Consider the following 17,362-nt stretch of genomic DNA (forward strand, 5'->3'; position numbering starts at 1 on the left):
ACAACTACCAGGTACGCAAATACGACGCCTGGTATCGCCATATCACCCTGTCCATGCTGGCGTTGGCGTTCCTGGCCGCGATGACCCGAACCCCGCAAAAGGGGGCTCTTCACGCCTGGGCGGTGACCGCGGGCCGCGAACGCGGCGGCTCGCGGCCCTGACCGTCACCGAGGCCCGGCGGCTGTTCAACCTGATCGGCTCGACTCGCACCGCCATCGACCAGGGACTTCACTGGTCGATCTGGAGGCGCGCGCATCAGGCGGAGGCACGACGCCACCACTTCCGAAGGCGGCTACGACTTCAGGTGATCAAGATCTAGCCCTGTAGTACTAGAACCCGCGGGTGCGTTTGACGCCCCGTCGGGTGGGGGCCGTCTTCTCGCCGGGGCGCTTCATGAACAGCCGGGCCATTTCGCCGCCGAGGTTCACGCCGATCGCGATGGCCAGCGCCAGTGCGGCGGCGGTCAGCAGCGAGCGGGCGCCGGCGTTCAGCTCGTCCTGGGCGAAGCCCAGCAGGCCGAAGTACGTGGCGCTGCCCGGCAGCAGCGGGCCGATGGCGGCCGTGATGTACGGGAGCGCGGAGATGAACCGGTAGCGCGAGAAGAGCTGGCCGAAGAGCCCGACGAGCCCGGCGGCCAGCGCGGTGGCCAGCACCGGCGACTTGTTCGCCTGGTGGGCGATGACCGCGAAGATCAGCCAGGCGACGCCTCCGTTGAGGGTCACGACGATCACGGTGGAACGCTCCTGCTGGAGCAGCACCGCGAAGGCCAGCGTCAGCAGCATCGCCGCCAGCAGCGAGACCACGGGCCGCTCCTGGCGGTGCAGCGCCTGATCCGGGCTCAGCTCGGCGCCGAGTTCCACACCCACGTAGAGCACGATCAGCACCCCGACGACGATGCCGACGACGAGGTAGAGCACCTCGAGCAGCCGCGCCGACGCGGTGATGTAGTAGCCGGTCAGCCCGTCCTGCACGGCGGCGACCAGGGCCCGCCCGGGGATCAGCGCGAAGAGCCCGCCGGTGATGACGGCGGAGGACTGGGCGTCGACCTCGGCGATGTTGAGCGCGACGCCGACCGCCGCGGGCGCCATCGCCGCGGCCACGAACTGGTAGAACTCCGGCAGCCCGCGCCCCGCCGCCAGCCAGGCGAGCCGGTCGCCGAGCATCGCGCCGATCGCCGCCGCGCAGAACACCAGCGGGCCGCCGCCCACCAGCGTCGCCGCCGCGCCCGACAGGCCGCCGCTGGCGAGGGTGAGCGCCCACTTGGAGTAGGGGTGGCGGTTGCGGCGGATCTCGGCGAGCCCGCGGTACGCCTCCTCCAGACTGACGGCGGCGTCCTCGTCCACGATGGCGTCGATGAGGCGGTAGACGGCGGCGAGCCGGTTGTAGTCGGTGCCGCGGCGGCGCACCGTGCGGCTGACCGTCACCGGGTCGTCGACCAGGGACGGCTGGTACGTGACGGTCAGGAGGGTGAACGTGACGGTCGGCTCGCAGCGGTCCAGGCCGAAGGCGTGGGCGATGGCGAACATCGCGGCCTCGACGTCCTCCGCGCCCTCGCCGCCGGCGAGCAGCAGTTCGCCGATGCGCAGGGTGAGGTCGAGCACGCGCGGCACCGGCAGCGCGGTCTCCTCGGTGGGCGACAGGACCCGTTCGGGCTTGGGGCGTTCCGTCACGGGCGTACGGAGCATGACGCGCATCCGGTCCTGCCACGGCGTGGACCGCGACAGCGGACCGGTGGCGGGTGGGGGTGCCGTGGGCGGCGGGGCGGCCCCGGCGGCGGCCGAGGGGCCGCCGCGCGGGGGGCGGAAGCCGGAGCCGGAGCCGTGGTCCTCGGGGGCGTGCTCGCCGATGCCCGGGGGGCGGGCGAACTCCGAAGTCGTCTGGCCGTCTTCGGGCGCCGGGGGGAGGGGCACGCCGAAGGGCGGCGTGAACGCGCTGTGCGCCTCGTCGGACTGCGGCTTGTCTTCGCCGTTATCCGGTTCGGGCTCCTGACCCACTGGACCATCACCCCCCGCGGACGTGCCGAAAGGTTTACGCCCGCGAGCATAAGTCGGACGCAGGAAGAACGCCCCCGGGGGGTCGGAAGGGTACGGAGGCACGGCGGCACATCGGATCAAGTCGTACAAACGGGGCGCCACTGGCGCGCAGCGGGGGCGCCACCGGGATCCGGGGCGCCGTCGCGCGAGCCCGCGGGCGCCGCCCGCCACCTGTGCGTACGTGCTCTCAGCGCCCCAGACCACGGTACCGGCGCACCGCCAGCGGGCAGAACACCGCGAGCAGCACCAGCGGCCACACCACCGCCAGCAGCACCGGGTGCTGCGCCGCCCACGAGTCGCCGCTCCAGCCGGGGTTGCCGAACAGCTCGCGCACCGCGCCCGCCGTCGCCGACATCGGATTCCACTCCGCGACGGCGCCCAGCCAGCCCGGCATCGTCTCCGGCGAGGTGAACGCGCTGGACAGGAACGCCACCGGCCACACCAGGATCTGCACCGCCTGCACCATCTCCGGTTTACCCGCGAGGAGTCCGAGGAAGATCCCGGCCCACAGCATCGCGAACCGCAGGAGCAGCAGCAGCCCGAACGCGGCCAGAGCCTCCGCCCACGTACCGTGCCAGCGCCAGCCGACCGCGAGCCCCGCGCCGGCCATGGCGGCGAGCCCGGCGACCGACTCGGCCATGTCGGTGAGCGCCCGGCCGACCAGGACCGCGGACGGGGCCATCGGCATGGTACGGAAGCGGTCGACGACGCCTTTGCCGAGGTCGGAGGTGAGGGAGACCATCGTGGCCTCCAGCCCGAAGGACATCGCGAGCGCGAGCATGCCCGGCACCAGGTACTCGCGGTAGCTGCCGCCGCCGCTCACGGCCATGCCGCCGCCGAGCAGGTAGGTGAAGACCACCAGCATCATCACCGGGAAGACGAGGCTCACCACGGCCTGGGCGGGCCGGCGGGCCCAGTGGGCGAAGCCGCGGCCGGTCATCGTCAGGCCGTCGACGACAGCCCACTTGAGCCGTGCTCCGGGCGTGCGGGCGGGTGGCGGGACGGCGAGGGTGGTGGCGGTCATCGGGCGCTCCCTTCCGTGACGGTACGCGCATCCCCCGTGCCGCCATCTGCTGCCTGCTCCTGCTCCGGGCTCCGCTCCCGCTCCCGGTCCCGTTCCTGTTTGCGGCCGGTGAGATGGAGGAACACCTCGTCGAGCGTCGGGCGGCGCAGGGAGACGTCCTCGGCGGCCACGCCCGCCGCGCCCAGTCCGGCCACGGTCTCGGCCAGCGCCGCCATGCGGTCGGCGACCGGGGCACTGATCCGCCGGGCGTCGGAGTCGACCTCGACGTCGTCCTCCCCGGCCCGGGCGGCCATGCCGATGACGGCCGCGGCGGCGCCGAGCCGGTCCGCGTCCCGTACGACGACGTCGATGCGGTCCCCGCCGAGCCGGGCCTTGAGTTCGTCGGCCGTGCCCTCGGCGACGACGCGGCCGTGGTCGACGACCGAGACCCGGTCGGCGAGCTGGTCGGCCTCCTCCAGGTACTGCGTGGTGAGCAGCACGGTGGTGCCGTCGCCGACGAGCGAGCGGACGGCCTGCCACACCTCCGTACGGCCGCGGGGGTCGAGGCCCGTCGTCGGCTCGTCGAGGAAGAGCACCCGGGGCCGCATGAGGAGGCTCGCGGCCAGGTCCAGCCGGCGCCGCATGCCGCCGCTGTACCGGCCGACCGGCTTGTCGCCGGTGTCATCGAGACCGAACTGCGCCAGCAGCGCCGCCGCCCGCCGCCGGGCACCGGCCCTGCCGAGGTGGTAGAGCCGGCCGAAGAGCTCCAGGTTCTGCCGGCCGCTGAGCACCTCGTCGACCGCGGCGTGCTGGCCGAGCAGCCCGATGCGGTACCGGACCCCGTCCGGCTCCCGCACCGCGTCGTGGCCCGCGACGCGCGCGGTGCCGGCGTCGGGGCGCAGCAGGGTGGCCAGGATCCGTACGGCCGTGGTCTTGCCGGCGCCGTTGGGGCCGAGCACGGCGTGCACCGTGCCCGCGGGGACCGCGAGATCCAGGCCCGCGAGCGCCGCCCTCGCGGCGGTCTTCTTCCCGTAGGTCTTGCGCAGTCCTTCGGCGAGGATCGCCGTCATACGCCTCCTCCGCTCCTCCGGTAGTCAAATTTGATCACCGGCCCGAAGGTATCCCCCGTCCCCCCATTAGTCAAACTTGATTAGTGCGGATCGGGAGCGCGCGGATCCTCCGGGCTCGTCGCCACCCCGGCCCACGGGTCGCCTTCGCCGGCCATCACGTACGCGCCGCCCTCCAGCCGCGCGATCAGGGAGCGGGTCCACTCGGCGCCGGCCTCGGCGGTGTGCAGCCAGAGCCGCATGATCTCGCCGATGTGCCCGTAGTCCTCGCCCTCCTGGGGCGAGTAGTGCTGCAGGACCGCGGCCCGCCATTCCTCCATGGCCTCCAGCCGCTCCTTGAGCAGCCCGACGGCCTCGGCGCGCGGCAGGTCGACCAGGAAGCCGACGCCCGCGGTGAGGAAGTCGATCTTCTCGTCGTAGCGGCGCAGCGCCTCGCGCAGCAGCCGGAAGTACGCGGCGTCACCCTCGGCCGTGATCTCGTACTCGGTGCGCGGCGGGCCGCCGGCCGTGCTGGGCGCCACCTCGTGGGCGATCAGCAGGTTCTGCTTGGCCATCTGCTTGAGCGCGTGGTAGATCGAGCCGGGCTTGACGCTGGACCACTCGTGGGCGCCCCAGTACTCCAGGTCGGCCCGGACCTGGTAGCCGTGCGCCCGGCCGTGCCGGCGGACGGCACCCAGGACCAGGAGGCGAGTCGCGGACAACGGGACCCCTTCTCTTCCGCGGGGAAGTGTGGCCTCCCAGCCTAGTCAACCTTGACTAGCATGTACGGAAGGCCCCGTACGGACGAGCGGGGCAGGCGGGCACGAGGGCGTACGGCGGGGGCCGGGGCTCCCCGCGCGGGAGCCCCGGCCCTGCACCGGTGCGCCGGTACGGACGTCAGTGGTGGCCGCCCGCGTACACGCTGCGGCAGAAGGCCGCGATCTGCTCGTCCGACAGGCCCTTGGTCAGGTCGGACTCGCTGATCATGCCGACGAGCTGGTGGTCCTCGATGACGGGGACACGGCGCACCTGGTGCTGCTCCATCGTGCGCAGCACCTCGTCGACCGGGGTGCCGGCATCGACGTACACCGGACGCCCGGCCGCCAGCTCGCCGGTCATACAGGTCGTCATGTCGCGGCCCTGGGCGACGCACTCCACGACGATGTCGCGGTCGGTGATGATGCCGGCGAGCTTGCCGTCCTGGCCGCACACCGGCAGGCAGCCGACGTCCATGGAGCGCATCTTCGCGGCGGCGGTGGCGACGGACTCGGTCGAGTCGATGCACTCGCAGCCTTCGTGCATGAGGTCGCGGGCGGTCCGGGCGGTGGTGGGAGCGGTCATCGCGGGGGCTCCTGTTCGTCTGGCCGGGAGGTCCGGAGGGGGTGGGAAAAGCGGCTCCGTCACCGCCATGCTCCGGGCCCCCGGCCGGCCGGGCGAGAGAAGCACCGCCGAACGGGTGACAGGTACGGGGAAGAGGGTCCTCCGCCGCTCAGAAGGGGAAGTGCGTCCGGCCGTGCTGCACCGAGATCCACTTCTGCGTGGTGAAGGCGTCGACGGTCGACTCCCCGTTCAGCCGCCCCGTCCCCGAGCACTTCTCGCCGCCGAACGGCACCAGCGGCTCGTCGTGGATCGTGCCGTCGTTGACGTGCACCATCCCCGAGTCGATCCGCCCCGCCAGCCGTACCCCCCGCTCCAGATCCCGGGTGTGCACCGCGCCGCTCAGCCCGAACGGGGTGTCGTTGGCGATCCGTACGGCCTCGTCCTCGCCCGTGAACGGCAGCAGGAACACCACCGGACCGTAGAACTCCCGCCGCAGCAGCTCGCTGTCCGGCGGCAGCCCGGTCAGCACCGTGGGCTCCACGAGCGCGCCGTCCGTGCGCCCCCGCAGCAGCGCGGTGGCCCCGGCGGCGAGCGCCGCGTCGACCTGCGCGGCGAGGTCGGCGGCCTCGCGGGCACCGATGAGCGGGCCGAGCTGGGTCGCCGGGTCCGACGGGTCGCCGACGGTCAGCGCGGCGGCCCTGGCGACGAACTTCTCCGCGAACTCCGCCAGCACCGCCCGGTCCACCAGCACCCGGTTGGCGGCCATGCAGACCTGCCCCTGGTGGGCGAAGCGGCTGAAGAGGGCGGCGTCCACGGCGTAGTCGACATCGGCGTCGGCGAGCACGACCATGGCCGAATTGCCGCTCATCTCCAGCACGGTGCGCTTGAAGTGCCGGGCGGCGACGGTCGCGACGTGCCGGCCGGTCTCGGTGGAGCCGGTGAAGGACAGCACGCGCGGCACCGGGTGCTCCAGGAAGGCGTCGCCGATCTCGGCGGTGTCGGTGACGACGACGTTCAGCAGTCCGGGCGGCAGCCCGGCTTCCTCAAGGAGCCACGCCAGCAGCGTGCCGCCGGTGACCGGGGAGTAGTCGTGCGGCTTGAGCACCACGCCGTTGCCGAGCGCGAGCGCGGGCGCGACCGACTTCGCGGCCAGGAAGAACGGGAAGTTGTACGAGCCGATGACGCCGACGACGCCCACGGGCAGCCGGTGGACACGGTTCTCCTTGCCGGGCGTCGGCGACGGCAGCACCCGGCCCTCGGCGCGCAGTGCGTACGACACGGACTCGCGCAGCACGTCCTTGGTGAGGGCGATTTCGAACGCGGCCTTCAGCCGTGTGCCGCCCAGCTCCGCCACGATCGCGCGGGTGATCTCCTCCTCGCGCTCCTCGACGAGCCGCAGCGCGCGCTCGAAGACCTGCCGCCGGTCGTACGGCGAGCGCTCCGCCCATAACCGCTGCACCCGCTCCGCCGCGCGGTAGGCGACGTCCACCTCGGCGGCGGTCGCGACGGTGACGGTCGCGAGCTGCTCTCCGGTGTACGGGTCGAGGTCGATGACGTCCCACGAGCCCGCGCCGGGGCACCACTTACCGTCGATGTACTGCAGGGCCAGGTCGGAGAAGAGAGACATGAGCGAGGCAGCACCCCTGCGCACGGCGGACAGCGGGCACGGCTGTGACCGCTGACACGCCATCGTACTGGTGCGCGAAATGCGCCTCTCTAGACCTCCCGGATGAGCCCGTGCAGCAACTCCCTCGACTCCGCCTCGTCCTGGGCGGCGACGCGCAGCAGGTCCATCGCCTTCGTGTACGTCGCGACGTCCTCCGGCTTGTCCAGGTAGAGCGCGCTCGTCAGGTGCTCGACGTACACGACGTCGGAGAGGTCCTTCTCCGGGAAGTTCAGGATCGTGAAGGCACCGGAGTCAGGGGTGTGCCCGTGCTGCGCCAGAGGGATGATCCGCAGCGACACGTTCGGCATCTCGGAGGCGTCGAGGAGGTGCTGCAACTGCTTGCGCATCACCTGCCGGCCGCCGTACGGGCGGCTGATCGCGGCCTCGTCGAGCACCGCCTTGAGCTGGGCGGGATGCTCGGCGTACAGCCGCTTCTGCCGCTCCAGCCGGGCGCCCACGCGCTTGTCCGCCTCGGCGGGCGAGATGGGCAGGCCCGCGGTGACGACGGCGTGCGCGTACTCCTCCGTCTGCAGCAGGCCGTGCACGAACTGGACCTCGTACACGTCGATGCCGGCCGCCGCCGACTCCAGCCCCACATAGGTGGGGAACCAGCCCGGCAGGACATCGCTGTAGCTGTGCCACCACCCCGCGGTGTTCGCCTCACTGACGAGGCCGACGAGGGCGTCGCGCTCGGTCTGATCGGTCACGCCGTACAGCGTGAGCAGGTCCTCCACGTCTCGGCTCTTGAAACTCACCCGGCCCAGCTCCATCCGGCTGATCTTGGATTCCGAGGCCCTGATCGCGTATCCGGCGGCGTCGCGCGAGATCCCCTGTTCCTCCCGCAACCGTCTGAGCTGAGAGCCCAGCAGGATACGGCGCACGACCGATCCGCTTGATCCGTCCACGGCCATCGGAGCCCTCCACCCACCTCGGCGACATGGCACTTACACAGGACATGGCACTACTAGCGCGCCCCCGGCGCCACCGGCCCATACTGCCACCACTCCGTATCATTGCGTGCCCGAACGGTTACCCAACCGAGAAAATCTTGGCGGACAATGCCCCTGAACCGGTAGCTTGCTACACATTCCTCGCTCGTGCACGTGCATCTGCCCTTGCATCTGCCATAGGCATTCGGAAACATGGGCATCCGCACGGTGACGACAGACACGCACGCGACTGGGGAGTGCCGCGCATGGGGACCGAAGCAGCAGCCGTGCTCGCGCCCTTATGGCGAGGGCTGCCCCCGCTGGACTCCGGCGCCGTCGACGGTGCGGCCTCCTGTGCGATATCCGGCAGCCACGAGTCCGTGAGCGGCGCCCGCGCCTTCACCCACACCACGCTGCGGCACTGGGAGCTGACCGACCTCAGCGACGATGTCGTGCTGGTCGTCTCCGAGCTGGTCACCAATGCGCTGAGGCACGCCCTGACCGGCTGCGAAGGACAGGACCTGGCGGTGCGGCTGCATCTGATGCGCTGGGCCTCCCGGCTGGTCTGCGCCGTCCGTGATCCGAGCACCGCCAGTCCGGTGGCCGGGGTCGCCGACGTGGGCGCGGAGTCGGGGCGGGGGCTCTATCTCGTCGACTCCTTCAGCGACAGTTGGGGCTGGCACCCGCTGGACGGCTCGCCGCGCGGCAAGGTGGTGTGGGCCGTCTTCCACCTGCCGCCGCCCGCGGCGGACTGACTGCTTCGTACGCGCACACCGATCGCCTGACGGCCGCCGGCCGTGAGGCTCCGACGCATGAGCGGGGCCCGGCGCCGTACGCCGCCGTGGCGGGCTCAGCCCCGCAGCGCCGCCGCGGGACGACGCCGCCGGCCGCTTCCGGGGCAGCCCGAAGCGCCCTCCTCGCCCTCGTCCTGCCCGGTCTCCCGGGTGGCCCCTCCGAACGATTCATGGATCGCCGTACCGGCCTCCGAGCCGGTCGCCCACGGCGCACCGGCACGCGACGACAGGCTCGCGAACGTCCGGGCCGAAGTGCCGGAGGCGGAACTGCTGTGCAGCGACGGCTACTCTTCGCCGCGCCCTGGATACTGGATGATTCACGCTCCGGGACCGTTCGCGGACGGAAAGGAAGCGATCGCATTCCGTGCGGATCGCGGATGTACCGCGATCGACGCCTGCTACGGCGATATCTCAGCCAGGATCCGGATGACAGCCGGCTGCGGTCTCACCCTGCAAGACGGCGGAAGCGGGCGGTGCAGCCGGGAATAGGGGGGTGTCAGTCAACTATGAGATGGTCGAACTCTCCGTCCTTGACGCCCAGCAGCATCGCCTCTACCTCGGCACGGGTGTAGACGAGGGCTGGGCCTTCGGGAAATCGGGAATTGCGAACGGCTATCTCGCCGCCGGGAAGCCTGGCGAACTCCACACAGGAACCCTGCGAGTTGCTGTGCCGGCTCTTCTGCCAGGCGGCGCCGTGAAGATCTCTGGCCGCAATGCCGTTGTATGCGTGGGCCACAGCGCTTCTCCAAGGTGGTTGCCAATGTCAACTGTCGGGGATCATAGCTGTGTTGGCGGCTAGGTGCACGCGCAAATGCACGTGCACACAGCGTGCCCGGTTGATTTCGATCAGGCGTCCACCAAGGTCATCCCCCGAAGGTTCAACGCACAAGGCGGTACCGAATAGTTCCCGATGCGGCCACATTCACGGCCGGATGCTGCTCACCACGTTCGCCGTGGCCTCCAGACCGGACTGGATCGTGGGGGCAACCGTGGTCCCGGAGAGATAGAAGCCGAGCAGCACGCAGACCACCGCGTGCGAGGTCTTCAGCGAGCCGTTGCGCAGAAACATCACGGCAAGCACCAAGAGCAGCAGCACGACCGACACCGACACGGCCATCTGATCACCGGTCCCCGGGGTTCGCCGTCCACATACGTGGCAGTCTGTCCCACCCGTACCCCCCTTTCCTGGCGTTCCGTGCCCGCCATCCGGGTGGTTGAAGGGCCGTCCGGGGCGGGCGGGGGCGCGCCGCGCGCCGTCCGGCGGTTTACGCGCACCCCGGCCGTGAAACTTGGCCATACCGCCGTACCGCCCCCCACCGTCGATGGGACGACGATGAAGAAGCAGGAGCTGGCCGAACTCGACGCCCACTGGCGCGCCCTCAACTACCTGGCCGCGGGTCAGATCTACCTCACCCGCAACCCGCTGCTCACCGAGCCGCTGACGCCCGGCGACATCAAGCCGCGGCTGCTCGGCCACTGGGGCACGTGTCCGGGCCTCAACCTCGTCTACACCCATCTCAACCGGGTCATCAGCGCCCGCGACCTCGACGCCGTGTGCGTCTGGGGCCCCGGCCACGGCGGCCCCGCCGTCTACGCCGGCGCCTGGCTCGACGGCTCGTACGGGGACGTGCACCCCGACGTCTCGCGCGACGCCGCCGGGATGGCGCGGCTGTTCCGGCAGTTCTCCTTCCCCGGCGGGACGCCGAGCCACGTGGCGCCCGTGATCCCCGGGTCGTTCCACGAGGGCGGCGAGCTGGGCTACTCCCTCGCGCACGCCTACGGCGCCGCGTTCGACAACCCCGGCCTCGTCGCCGCCTGCGTCATCGGCGACGGCGAGGCGGAGACGGGGCCGCTGGCCGGGTCGTGGCACGCGAACAAGTTCCTCGACCCGGTGAACGACGGCGCCGTGCTGCCCGTCCTGCACCTCAACGGCTACAAGATCGCCGGCCCCACCGTGCTCTCCCGCATCCCGGAGAGCGAGCTGGACGAGCTGCTGCGCGGCTACGGCCACGAGCCCCTGCACGTCAGCGGCGGCTCCTCTCCCCGGGACACCGCGCGCGTCCACCGGGACATGGCCGCGGCGATGGACGAGGCCCTCGACCGGATCGCCGAGTTCCAGCGGACCGCGCGCGCCCGCGGCGGCCTGCGGACCCGCCCCCGCTGGCCGGTGATCGTGCTGCGCACCCCCAAGGGCTGGACCGGCCCCAGGGAAGTCGACGGCGCCCCGGTCGAGGGCACCTGGCGCTCCCACCAGGTGCCGCTGCCCGAGGTGCGGGAGAACCCCGCGCACCTGGCGGAGCTGGAGCGGTGGCTGCGCTCGTACGGGCCGGAGAAGCTCTTCGGCGCCGACGGCCGGCCGCGCGAGCAGGTACTCGCCTGCGTACCGCGCGGCGACCGCCGCCTCGGCGCCAACCCGCACGCCAACGGCGGCCGGCTGCGGCGCGCGCTGCCGCTGCCGGGGCCCGAGACCTACGCCGTCGCCGTCGACCGGCCCGGGGGCCGGCAGCACGAGCCGACCCGGGTGCTCGGCGCCATGCTGCGGCAGGTGATGGCCGACACCGCGGAGCGCCGCGACTTCCGGGTCTTCGGCCCGGACGAGACCGCGTCCAACCGGCTGCAGGAGCTGTTCGAGGTCACGGACCGGGCGTGGCAGGCGGAGACGGAGCGGACGGACGAGCACCACGGGCCGCACGGCCGGGTCATGGAGGTGCTCTCCGAGCACCTGTGCCAGGGCTGGCTGGAGGGGTACGTCCTCACCGGCCGGCACGGGATGTTCTCGTCGTACGAGGCGTTCGCGCACATCGTCGCGAGCATGGCCGGGCAGCACGTCAAGTGGATCCAGACATCGCGGGAAGAGCCCTGGCGGGCGCCGGTCGCCGGGCTCAACTACCTGCTGACCTCGCACGTCTGGCGGCAGGACCACAACGGCTTCAGCCACCAGGACCCCGGCTTCGTGGACCACATCCTCAACAAGAGTCCCGGTGTCGTCCGGGTCTACCTGCCGCCGGACGCCAACACCCTGCTGTGCGTGGCCGACCACGTGCTGCGCACCGTCAACGTCGTCAACGTCGTCGTCGCCGGCAAGCAGCCGTCGTTCGACTGGCTGACGCTGGAGCAGGCCCGCGCGCACTGTCTGCGCGGCGTCGGCATCTGGGAGTGGGCCGGCACCGAACGTCCCGGTGAGGCGCCGGACGTGGTGCTGGCCTGCGCCGGGGACGTGCCGACGCAGGAGGTGCTGGCCGCGGCGGCGCTGCTGCGCGAGCACCTGCCGGAGCTGGCGGTACGGGTCGTCAACGTCGTCGACATCGCCCGGCTGATGCCGCACGAGGACCACCCGCACGGGATGACGGCCCGGGAGTACGACGCGGTGTTCACCCGCGACGCCCCGGTCATCTTCGCGTACCACGGCTATCCGTGGCTGATCCACCGGCTTGCGTACCGGCATGCGGGGCACGACCAGTTGCACGTGCGCGGCTACAAGGAGATGGGCACCACGACCACGCCCTTCGACATGGTGGTACGCAACGACCTCGACCGCTACCGGCTGGTGATGGACGTCATCGACCGGGTCCCCGGGCTGGCCGTGGGGTCGGCGGCGGTGCGGCAGCGGATGGAGGACGTACGCGGCAGGCACCACGCCTGGATCCGCGAGCACGGCACGGACCTGCCGGAGGTGGCGGACTGGACGTGGCCGGGCTGAGGGCGGTCCCCGGCCGGCGCGGTCGCCGGGCCGGCCGGGGCTCGTCGGGTACGGTCAGCCGGCGCCGATCTGGACGTCCTCCAGGATGCCGAGCGCGTCGGGGACGAGCACCGCCGCGGAGAAGTAGGTGCTCACCAGGTACGAGATGATCGCCTTGTCGCTGATCCCCATGAACCGGACGTTCATCCCCGGCCGGATCTCGTCCGGCAGCCCCGTCTGGTGCAGCCCCACCACGCCCTGGTCCGCCTCACCGAGCCGCATGGCGATCACCGAGCTGGTCCCCTCCGCGGTGACGGGGATCTTGTTGCACGGCAGCAGCGGGATGCCGCGCCAGTTGTTGACCTCGCTGCCCAGGTACTCCGTGCGCGGCGGGTAGATGCCGCGCTTGTTCCACTCCCGGCCGATCGCCGCGATCGCCCGGGGGTGCGCCAGCAGCACGTGCGTCTGCCGGCGGCGGGAGATCAGCTCGTCCAGGTCGTCGGGGGTGGGCGGGCCCGAGCGGGTGTGGATGCGCTGCTTGAGGTCGGCGTTGTGGAGCAGGCCGAACGAGCGGTTGTTGATCAGCTCGTGCTCCTGGCGCTCGCGCAGCGCCTCGACCGTCAGCCTCAGTTGCTGCTCGACCTGGTTCATCGGGTCGTTGTACAGATCGGCGACCCGGCTGTGGACGCGCAGCACGGTCTGCGCGACCTCCAGCTCGTACTCCCTGGGTGTCAGTTCGTAGTCCACGAACGTGCCCGGGAGATCCGCTTCGCCCCGGTGGCCCGAGGCCAGCTCGATCTCGGCCTCGCCCTTGCTGTTCTGCCGCTGCTGCGGGATCTCGCGGAACGCCCGCAGGTGCTCGCGCAGCCCCTCCGCCTGCTCCAGCAGCTCGTCGAGCGCGGAACGCGCGAGGACCAGCACCGTGCCGCGGGTCTGGGCCCGCACCGTGAACGGCCACGTGCCGTCGGCCGCGATCAGCACCTCCCCGCCGACGTAGTCGCCGTCGGCGAGGACGCCGAGGACGGTCTCGTCCCCGTACTTCCCGGCGCCGATCCGCTCCAGCCGCCCGTGCGCGATCAGCACCACCTGATCCGCCGCCGCCCCCTTGGACACGACCGCGTCCCCCGGCGCGACCTCCCGCTGCTCGAACCGGCCGGCCAGCGCCGTCAGCGCCTCCTCGTCCTCGAACGCCCGCAACTGCGGCAGCTCACGCAGCTCCTGCGGAATGACGTGCACCTCGTCGCCGACCGAGGTGAACTCCACCTGCCCGTCGCCGAGCGTGTGCGTGAGGCGCCGGTTCACCCGGTACGCACCGCCCTTGACCTCTGTCCACGGCAGCGCCTTCAGCAGCCAGCGGGAGGAGATCCCCTGCATCTGCGGGGGCGTCTTGGTGGTGGTGGTGAGGTTCCGCGCGGCGGCGGTGTCGAGGCTGAGACGGGCGGGGGGTTCGACGGGCGCGGACGTTTCTTCTGGCGAGGTCGTCATGGCACCGAAGCTAGGCTTCGGCGCAAAGCGGCAGCAATCGCTCGAAAGAGTAGGAATATCTGCCTTGATTCCTGGATAGGGTGGGGGGGTCCTACGGGGTTCTCTTACCGGAGTGTGACGGAGGGCGCGCCAGTGGCCGCCGCCCCGGCCCGCGGCCCTACGCTCGCCGCCATGCGCGTACTCGTCACCGGCGGCGCCGGATTCATCGGATCGCACGTGGTCTCCGCCCTCGCGGAGCGGGGGCACGAGGCGGTGGTACTGGACGTACGGGACGCGGGGCCGCCCCCCGGCGCGTACCAGCGCGGCGACGTGCGGGACCGCGACGCCGTCGCGGCGGCGCTCGCCGGCGTGGACGCCGTCTGCCACCAGGCCGCCATGGTCGGCCTCACCGAGGACTTCGCGGACGCGCCCGCGTACGTCGGCGTCAACGACCTCGGCACCGCCGTGCTCCTCGCCGCGATGGCCGAGGCGGGAGTGCGCCGGCTGGTGCTGGCGGGCTCGATGGTCGTGTACGGGGAAGGGCGCTACGACTGCGCCGCGCACGGGCTGGTACGGCCCCTGCCGCGGGCGGCGGAGGACCTCGCGGACGGGCGCTTCGAGCCCAAGTGCCCGCGCTGCGGTGCGGAGGTGCGGCCGGGGCTGGTGGCGGAGGACGCGCCGGTGGACCCGCGGAGCGTGTACGCGGCGACGAAGCTGGCACAGGAGCACGTCGCGGGCGTGTGGGCGCGCGTCACCGGCGCGCGTGCGGTGTCGCTGCGCTATCACAACGTCTACGGCCCGGGGATGCCCCGCGACACCCCGTACGCCGGCGTCGCCTCCTTCTTCCGCTCGGCACTGGCACGGGGCGAGGCGCCGCGGGTGTACGAGGACGGGGCGCAGCGGCGTGACTTCGTCCACGTACGGGACATCGCCGAGGCCAACGTCCGGGCCCTGGAGGCGGTGTACGGGGACGGGGCCCCGGAGGGGGTGCTCACGGCGTACAACGCGGGCAGCGGGGACGTCCACACCGTCGGCGAGCTGGCGACCGCGCTGGCCGCGGCGTACGGCGGGCCGGCGCCGCAGGTCACGGGCGAGTACCGGCTCGGGGACGTACGGCACATCACGGCGGACTCCGCCAGGCTCCGGGCGGAGCTCGGGTGGAAGCCGGCCGTGGGGTTCGAGGAGGGGGTCACGGAGTTCGCCAAGTCGCCGCTGGGGGCGGCGCCCTGACGGCCGGGGGCGGCGCCCGGAGTACGGGGCGTCGCCCCGACGGACGGCCGGGTCAGCCCACGGCCGCGGGGAGGGTGACCTCGAAGCGGCACCCGCCCGGCACGTTGCGTACCTCCGCGCGCCCGCGGTGCGCCTCGACGATCCCCCGCACGATCGCCAGCCCCAGCCCCGCCCCGGCGGGCGGCACGGGCGTACGGGCGTGGTTGCCCCGCCAGCCCGTGTCGAAGACCCGGTTCAGGTCCTCCTCGGGTATCCCGCCGCACTGGTCGGTGACCGAGACGACCACCGCCGCGCCGTCCTGTTCGCGGAAGGCGACGGTCACCGCGACCGTGCCGTCGGCGGGGGTGCGGCGGATGGCGTTGACCAGGAGGTTGCCCAGCACCCGGGTCATCTCCTTGCCGTCGACCTCCACCGGCACCGCCGCCCCCGGCTCCGGCGGCTCGCCGACGAGCCGTACGCCGTGCTCGCGCGCCAGCGGGTCCGCGCCCGCGAGCGCGTCGCCGACGAGGTCGTACACGGACATCCGCGTGGGCGCGAGCGAGAGGGTGCCCGCGTGGATGCGGGAGAGTTCGAAGAGGTCGCCGACCATGGCGTCGAGGCGCTCGGTCTCGGCGCGGATCTGCCGGTGGTAGCGGCCGGGGTCCGCGGCCACGCCGTCCTCCAGCGCCTCCGCCATGGCGCGCAGGCCCGCGAGGGGCGTACGCAGATCGTGCGAGATCCATGCGACCAGCTCGCGCCGGGAGGCGTCGAGCGCCCGTTCCCGCTGCCGCGACTCCGCCAGCCGCTCGGCGGTCGCCGCCAGCTCCCGGCTCAGCGCCGCCAGCTCGGCGGTCGCGTCGCCCGCGGGGGGCGCGAAGGACCCGCCCTCGGCGAAGGCGTGGCCGAACGAGCGGGTCGCCGCCGCGAGCGCGTTGCTGCGGGCGACGACCCAGCGGCCGAGCAGGACGGCGGTGACGAGGGCGACGACCGCGGCCATGAGGCAGACGATGCTGACGACGGTGAGGTCGTGGCCGGACAGGAACATCTCCCGGGCCACCGCGAGGGTGCCGAGCAGCATCGCGGTGACGGCGGTCGCGGCGACGACGGAGACGGAGACGACGAGGGAGCGGTTGCGCAGCAGGCGCAGGGCGGCGGCGCCGAGGAGGCCGGCGACGGCGGCGCCGAGGAAGGCGTAGGCGGCCATGAGAAGGACGTCGTTCACGGGCGGCCTCCTCCGGGGGTGCCGTGCGGATCGGCCCCGCGGCCGGGGCCCGGCTCGCGGTCGGGGCGGCCGGTCCCGCTTTCCTGGTCCGTCCCGCGGTCCGGGTTCGTCCCGCGGTCCGGGGCCGGGTCGCGTTCCCGGTCCGGGTCCGTCCCGCCGGCGGACGTCCCCTCCCCTCCCGCCCCGGCCGCGGACGGTGCGTCGAAGCGGTAGCCGACGCCCCAGACCGTGGTGATCAGCCGCGGCCGGGCCGGGTCGTCCTCGACCTTGCCGCGCAGCCGCCGTACGTGCACCGTCACCGTCGACAGGTCGCCGAACTCCCAGCCCCAGACCTCCCGCATCAGCTCCTCCCGCCCGAACACCCGTCCCGGGTGCCGCAGGAAGTGCGCGAGCAGGTCGAATTCCCGCAGGGTCAGCGCCAGCTCGGCCCCGTGCTTGGCGGCCCTGCGCGACGCGGTGTCCAGGGTGAGCCCGGCGGCGCCCAGTTCGCCGCCGCGGGGGGCCGCGGCGCGGCTGCGGCGGAGCACGGACTCCACGCGCAGCACCAGCTCGCGCGGGCTGAAGGGCTTGGTGACGTAGTCGTCGGCGCCCAGTTCGAGGCCGAGGATGCGGTCGTCCTCGTCGCCGCGGGCGGTGAGCATGATCACCGGCACGGGGCCGGTGGCGCGCAGCTTCGCGCAGACCTCGAGCCCGTCCATGCCGGGCAGCATCAGGTCGAGCACGACGAGGTCGGGCCGGGCGGAGGCGGCGGCGGCCAGCGCCTGCGGGCCGTCGGCGGCGCGATCGACGGTGTGGCCGGCGCGGTCGAGGTAGCCGGCGACGACCTCGGCCACGGTGGGGTCGTCGTCGACGACGAGCACGCGGGCCGGGTGGCCCGGTGAGGTCCGGGCGGGCGGGACGGAGTCCATGGCGCCAGCGTCGCACGCCCGGGCGACAGGGGGCGGGGGCCGAACGGATGGCGGCGGGCGATGTCCGTGATTCGTAAGAACCGCATGTC

At 72.6% G+C, this 17,362-nt stretch carries 15 protein-coding genes and 1 pseudogene; 4 read left to right on the top strand and 12 right to left on the bottom strand.

The features are described from left to right. Positions 1 to 161 (top strand): annotated as a pseudogene (locus I003_RS36160) (IS701 family transposase); the annotation flags it as partial. Positions 162 to 329: 168 nt separating this feature from the next. Here the strand turns inward: I003_RS36160 and I003_RS0122810 are convergent. The 7 genes from I003_RS0122810 to I003_RS0122840 form a co-directional block, all read right to left on the bottom strand. Beyond that, the gene (locus tag I003_RS0122810; protein WP_027773636.1) at positions 330 to 1,994 is read right to left on the bottom strand and encodes a threonine/serine exporter family protein; all 1,665 of its coding nucleotides are present in this window, start codon (positions 1,992 to 1,994) and stop codon (positions 330 to 332) included. Positions 1,995 to 2,220: 226 nt separating this feature from the next. Beyond that, a complete protein-coding gene (locus tag I003_RS0122815; RefSeq protein WP_027773637.1) occupies positions 2,221 to 3,057 on the bottom strand; it encodes an ABC transporter permease in 837 nt (278 codons plus the stop codon). Next, entirely contained in the window at positions 3,054 to 4,106 is a 1,053-nt protein-coding gene (locus tag I003_RS0122820) for a daunorubicin resistance protein DrrA family ABC transporter ATP-binding protein (RefSeq protein ID WP_027773638.1), read from the bottom strand. Before I003_RS0122820 ends, I003_RS0122815 begins: the two co-directional genes overlap by 4 nt. A gap of 80 nt (positions 4,107 to 4,186) precedes the next feature. Further along, positions 4,187 to 4,804 carry a PadR family transcriptional regulator gene (locus tag I003_RS0122825; protein WP_027773639.1) on the bottom strand — a complete coding sequence of 206 codons (618 nt, stop codon included), beginning with the start codon at positions 4,802 to 4,804 and terminating at the stop codon, positions 4,187 to 4,189. A 175-nt stretch (positions 4,805 to 4,979) separates the two neighbouring features. After that, entirely contained in the window at positions 4,980 to 5,423 is a 444-nt protein-coding gene (locus I003_RS0122830; RefSeq protein WP_027773640.1) for a CBS domain-containing protein, read from the bottom strand. Positions 5,424 to 5,571: 148 nt separating this feature from the next. Further along, the gene (locus tag I003_RS0122835) at positions 5,572 to 7,029 is read right to left on the bottom strand and encodes an aldehyde dehydrogenase family protein (RefSeq protein ID WP_027773641.1); all 1,458 of its coding nucleotides are present in this window, start codon (positions 7,027 to 7,029) and stop codon (positions 5,572 to 5,574) included. Positions 7,030 to 7,118: 89 nt separating this feature from the next. Further along, positions 7,119 to 7,979, bottom strand: coding sequence for a Scr1 family TA system antitoxin-like transcriptional regulator (locus I003_RS0122840; protein ID WP_027773642.1), 861 nt, complete (start codon positions 7,977 to 7,979; stop codon positions 7,119 to 7,121). Positions 7,980 to 8,263: 284 nt separating this feature from the next. Between I003_RS0122840 and I003_RS0122845 the strand changes: the two genes are divergently transcribed. Then, a complete protein-coding gene (locus tag I003_RS0122845; RefSeq protein ID WP_027773643.1) occupies positions 8,264 to 8,752 on the top strand; it encodes an ATP-binding protein in 489 nt (162 codons plus the stop codon). 535 nt (positions 8,753 to 9,287) lie between these two features. Here I003_RS0122845 and I003_RS0122850 read toward each other — a convergent pair. Together I003_RS0122850 and I003_RS0122855 are read right to left on the bottom strand one after the other, a co-directional pair. After that, positions 9,288 to 9,527 carry a DUF397 domain-containing protein gene (locus I003_RS0122850; RefSeq protein ID WP_018835984.1) on the bottom strand — a complete coding sequence of 80 codons (240 nt, stop codon included), beginning with the start codon at positions 9,525 to 9,527 and terminating at the stop codon, positions 9,288 to 9,290. 186 nt (positions 9,528 to 9,713) lie between these two features. Next, positions 9,714 to 9,908, bottom strand: coding sequence for a hypothetical protein (locus I003_RS0122855; protein ID WP_027773644.1), 195 nt, complete (start codon positions 9,906 to 9,908; stop codon positions 9,714 to 9,716). A 165-nt stretch (positions 9,909 to 10,073) separates the two neighbouring features. Here I003_RS0122855 and I003_RS0122860 point away from each other — a divergent pair, with 165 nt between their 5' ends. Further along, positions 10,074 to 12,491: a phosphoketolase family protein gene (locus I003_RS0122860; protein ID WP_078564270.1), complete on the top strand. Its 2,418-nt coding sequence runs from the start codon at positions 10,074 to 10,076 to the stop codon at positions 12,489 to 12,491. Positions 12,492 to 12,545: 54 nt separating this feature from the next. On the opposite strand, the gene I003_RS0122865 is transcribed toward I003_RS0122860, so the two are convergent. Next, positions 12,546 to 13,955, bottom strand: a complete 1,410-nt coding sequence (locus tag I003_RS0122865; protein WP_027773646.1) for a family 2B encapsulin nanocompartment shell protein — start codon at positions 13,953 to 13,955, stop codon at positions 12,546 to 12,548. Between the two features lie 171 nt (positions 13,956 to 14,126). Between I003_RS0122865 and I003_RS0122870 the strand changes: the two genes are divergently transcribed. Next, the gene (locus tag I003_RS0122870) at positions 14,127 to 15,164 is read left to right on the top strand and encodes an NAD-dependent epimerase/dehydratase family protein (RefSeq protein ID WP_027773647.1); all 1,038 of its coding nucleotides are present in this window, start codon (positions 14,127 to 14,129) and stop codon (positions 15,162 to 15,164) included. 52 nt (positions 15,165 to 15,216) lie between these two features. On the opposite strand, the gene I003_RS0122875 is transcribed toward I003_RS0122870, so the two are convergent. Then, positions 15,217 to 16,365, bottom strand: a complete 1,149-nt coding sequence (locus tag I003_RS0122875; RefSeq protein WP_027773648.1) for a sensor histidine kinase — start codon at positions 16,363 to 16,365, stop codon at positions 15,217 to 15,219. Continuing rightward, positions 16,362 to 17,225, bottom strand: a complete 864-nt coding sequence (locus tag I003_RS32920; RefSeq protein ID WP_486584345.1) for a response regulator transcription factor — start codon at positions 17,223 to 17,225, stop codon at positions 16,362 to 16,364. Before I003_RS32920 ends, I003_RS0122875 begins: the two co-directional genes overlap by 4 nt. Positions 17,226 to 17,362: the final 137 nt, after the last annotated feature.

The organism is Streptomyces sp. CNQ329, from assembly GCF_000482585.1.

Coding starts and splice junctions, on each gene's coding strand:
- I003_RS0122815 (WP_027773637.1), bottom strand. CDS start 3,057: ATGACCGCCACCACCCTCGCCGTCCCGCCACCCGCCCGCACGCCCGGA.
- I003_RS0122820 (WP_027773638.1), bottom strand. CDS start 4,106: ATGACGGCGATCCTCGCCGAAGGACTGCGCAAGACCTACGGGAAGAAG.
- I003_RS0122830 (WP_027773640.1), bottom strand. CDS start 5,423: ATGACCGCTCCCACCACCGCCCGGACCGCCCGCGACCTCATGCACGAA.
- I003_RS0122835 (WP_027773641.1), bottom strand. CDS start 7,029: ATGTCTCTCTTCTCCGACCTGGCCCTGCAGTACATCGACGGTAAGTGG.
- I003_RS0122840 (WP_027773642.1), bottom strand. CDS start 7,979: ATGGCCGTGGACGGATCAAGCGGATCGGTCGTGCGCCGTATCCTGCTG.
- I003_RS0122845 (WP_027773643.1), top strand. CDS start 8,264: ATGGGGACCGAAGCAGCAGCCGTGCTCGCGCCCTTATGGCGAGGGCTG.
- I003_RS0122855 (WP_027773644.1), bottom strand. CDS start 9,908: ATGGCCGTGTCGGTGTCGGTCGTGCTGCTGCTCTTGGTGCTTGCCGTG.
- I003_RS0122865 (WP_027773646.1), bottom strand. CDS start 13,955: ATGACGACCTCGCCAGAAGAAACGTCCGCGCCCGTCGAACCCCCCGCC.
- I003_RS0122870 (WP_027773647.1), top strand. CDS start 14,127: ATGCGCGTACTCGTCACCGGCGGCGCCGGATTCATCGGATCGCACGTG.